Origin of the sequence: Halobiforma nitratireducens JCM 10879, assembly GCF_000337895.1 — an archaeon.
GTDB classification, from domain to species: Archaea; Halobacteriota; Halobacteria; order Halobacteriales; family Natrialbaceae; genus Natronobacterium; species Natronobacterium nitratireducens.
The window spans coordinates 1-2,790 of sequence record NZ_AOMA01000165.1; the positions used below are offsets into that span (position 1 = coordinate 1).

Genomic DNA, 2,790 nt, shown 5'->3' on the forward strand with positions numbered 1-2,790 from the left:
CGATCCAGTGGCTCGTCCCGGAGACGCTGTCGGTGCTGTTCGTCCCCGACGCGACGCCGGCCGAAGTCGAAGTAGCCGCACGCTACCTCGAAATCCTGGCCTACGGCTACTGGGCCATCGGCGCGACGTATCTCCTGCAAGCGGGGTTCAACGGTGCACGGCGGACGCGGACGAGTCTCGTGGCGACGTTGCTCCAGTACTGGATCGTCCGGCTCCCGATCGCAGCCGGTGCCGCCGTCGCTCTCGATCTGGGAATCGAGGGCGTCTTCTGGGCGGTGACGCTCTCGAACGTCGTGGCTGCGATCGGCCTGGGAGCCTACTACTGGTACGAGACCAGTAACGGCATGAACGTCCGTGCGGTCGAGGTCGCGGCAAGCGAAGGCGAAGCGGCCGATTGACAGCCGGCATCACGTCCGGTCGAGGGCGCGTCCCACGTCCGACCCCTACCCGAACACCCGAACGATCCTTCGACGGAGGAGACCGAAACGAGAGTGACGCCAGCCCGAAGCGATTACACCCGGAAACCACTACCTACCCACGATAGTTTTACGGCGGCGAGCGGAATACGGGTGTCCGTGAGCCGTCCGACCCCGTCTTCGGGCGCGAACTCGAGTTCGAGCGCGCCGTCGAGACCCGACTGGCTGCACCTTTCCGGCGACGAAGCCGTCGTCTGGGAGAGTCGCCCACATCCGGTGACGATGGGCTCTAGGGTACTGGTGGGGCTGGTACTCGCGGCCGTAGGGTTCGTCAGTACGGCGTGGGGGGTCACCGGGGGAGATGTCGGGATGCCCGCCCTGCTCGGCGTCGCGTTACTCGTCGTCGGTGCCACGCTCGTGGCCCTCCAGTACGTCGTCTGGACGAACACGCGGTACGTGATCACGACTGACGAACTGTACAAGAAACGCGGCATCGTCTCCCGAGACGTGACCCAGTTTCGGATCGACCGCGTCCAGAACACCACGCTCGAGCAGGACGTCGTCGGCCGCCTCCTGGGGTACGGCGATCTGACGATCTACACGGCTGGATCGGGCGATCCGGAGTTAACCTTCGAGCGGACGCCGAACCCGGAGCGTGCGAACGGGGCGCTCAACCAACAGCTCAGCGACCTGGTCGACGGAAGTCGGTCGGCCTGAGCCCAACAGAGCGGCGCTGCAAGACCGCAAGCGGCGGGTTCACGGTCCGGTTCGACCCCACGTCGGAACGGACGGACGGCAGTCGGCGTCGCCGGGAGTCGACTCGATTCGACGGCCGTGGTAACCGCGGCCGGGGAAGGAAACGCCTTTCATCGCCCGCTCCCCGTATCCGCCTGATGGAGGTCGCCGAGGTTCTGCCCGAGTTCGCCGACGCCTTCGCGTTCGAGGAGTTCAACCGGATGCAACGCGAGGCTCTACCCGCCTTACTCGAGTCCGAGGAAAACGTCGTCGCGAGCGCGCCGACCGCCTCTGGCAAGACCGCCCTGGCGGAGCTGGCGATCTGCAAGGCGCTTGCCGACGGCGGCACCGCGCTGTTTATCGCACCCCTGCGGGCGCTGACGAACGAGAAGGAAGACGACTGGAACCGGTTCGAAGACCTGGGCTACTCGGTCTACGTCGTCACGGGCGAACGGGACCTCAACCCCAGACGCGCACGTCACGCGGACATCCTCGTGATGACCCCCGAGAAACTCGACTCGGCGACCCGCAAACACGACTCCCGCCGGTACGACTTCGTCACCGACGTCGACGTCTGTGTCATCGACGAGGTTCACCTGCTCGATGCGGATCGGCGCGGTTCGGTGCTCGAGGTCACGATCTCCCGCCTCCGGCGGCTCTGTGATCCCCGGGTCGTCGCGCTGTCGGCGACGATGCCGAACGTCGACGACGTAGCGGCGTGGCTCGACGCGCCCGCGGAGACGACCTTCGAGTTCGGCGAGGGGTACCGACCGGTCGACCTCAATGCGGGCGTCAGGACCTACACCCACGGCGAGAACTCCTTTGCAGACAAGTACCGACGGCTCTATCGGGCGCTGGATCTGGCGGAACCGCACCTCCGGGAGGACGGCCAGGCGCTCGTGTTCGTCTCATCCCGCCAGGACACGGTCCGTGCCGCGGAAGCGGCCCGGGACGAGATCGCCGAGCGCGACGTTCCGATGGGCGTCCGGGGCGAGTACGATTTCCACACCGATCTGAAAGAGACGATCGAAAACGACACGCTCCGGAAATCGATCCTCGATGGGGTCGCGTTCCACCACGCGGGACTGTCGAAAGACGAGCGTGACCTCGTCGAAGAGTGGTTCAAGGAGGGCCACATCGAACTCCTGTTCTCGACGTCGACGCTTGCCTGGGGCGTGAACCTCCCCGCCCGTTGTGTCGTAATTCGCGATACGAAACTGCACGACCCCCTCGAGGGCGAGGTCGATATGAGCCCGCTCGACGTGCTCCAGATGCTCGGGCGCGCGGGACGGCCGGGCTACGACGACGTCGGCTACGGCTGGGTCGTCTGTGACGCCGCGGACGCGGACAAGTACCGTCGGCTGTTGAACGAGGGGAAAGAAATCGAGTCGCGACTGGCCGAGAGCCTGGAAACCCACCTCAACGCCGAGATCGCGATGGGAACGATCACCGACCTAGAGGACGTGATGGACTGGCTCGAGACGACGTTCTACTACGTCCGGGGTCAGTCGAAACCGGAGGCGTACGACTTCCCGAACCTTCGAGAACGGGTACGGGACTGCCTCGAGGAACTGGTCGATCGGGGGTTCGTCGAGACCGGTGGGTCCGACGACCTCTCGATCGAGGCGACCCAACGGGG

At 65.7% G+C, this 2,790-nt stretch carries 3 protein-coding genes; all 3 read left to right on the forward strand.

What is annotated here, in order from left to right:
• Nucleotides 1–398 (forward strand): MATE family efflux transporter (locus tag C446_RS15455; protein WP_006674068.1); only part of this gene is annotated, 398 nt, incomplete at its 5' end.
• Nucleotides 399–698: 300 nt separating this feature from the next.
• On the forward strand, nucleotides 699–1,133 hold the full coding sequence (locus tag C446_RS15460; RefSeq protein WP_193363539.1) for a PH domain-containing protein: 435 nt from the start codon (nucleotides 699–701) through the stop codon (nucleotides 1,131–1,133).
• Nucleotides 1,134–1,309: 176 nt separating this feature from the next.
• A partial coding sequence (locus C446_RS15465; RefSeq protein WP_006674070.1) for a DEAD/DEAH box helicase occupies nucleotides 1,310–2,790 on the forward strand: 1,481 nt, incomplete at its 3' end.

Excerpts from the sequence above, each read along its gene's own strand:
- C446_RS15460 (WP_193363539.1), top strand. The coding sequence starts at position 699 with ATGGGCTCTAGGGTACTGGTGGGGCTGGTACTCGCGGCCGTAGGGTTC.